The 309-nt window shown below is 40.1% G+C and carries 1 rRNA gene; it reads left to right on the top strand.

The features are described from left to right. Nucleotides 1–217: 217 nt before the first annotated feature. A 23S ribosomal RNA gene (locus tag ACTJIX_RS14930) occupies nt 218–309 on the top strand; the annotation flags it as partial.

Genomic DNA, 309 nt, shown 5'->3' with positions numbered 1-309 from the left:
TTTGAGTTGAAATAATTTGTTCAAACTCGTTTTAAGTAGGCAACTACAAGAAATGAGTTCTAGCGATTAAACTGAATCAAGCGTTTTGGTATATGAATCTAATTGAAGCTGTACGGTAGTTAAATCTACGAGATGCCAACTGTATGAGAGTGATGAGTAATCATCATAATCTGTTGCTTATCTTACTTGTGGGATAAACGACTGTTTGGGGTTGTATAGTCAAGTAATTAAGTGCATGTGGTGGATGCCTTGGCAGTCAGAGGCGAAGAAAGACGTGATAGCCTGCGAAAAGCTCCGGGGAGGCGGCAA

The sequence above is a fragment of the Acinetobacter sp. 22323 genome (genome assembly GCF_052044895.1).
In the GTDB taxonomy this organism is placed as follows: domain Bacteria; phylum Pseudomonadota; class Gammaproteobacteria; order Pseudomonadales; family Moraxellaceae; genus Acinetobacter; species Acinetobacter schindleri.
Note: the sequence above shows the minus strand (reverse complement) of the source record. Positions and strands in the feature narration are given on the sequence as shown.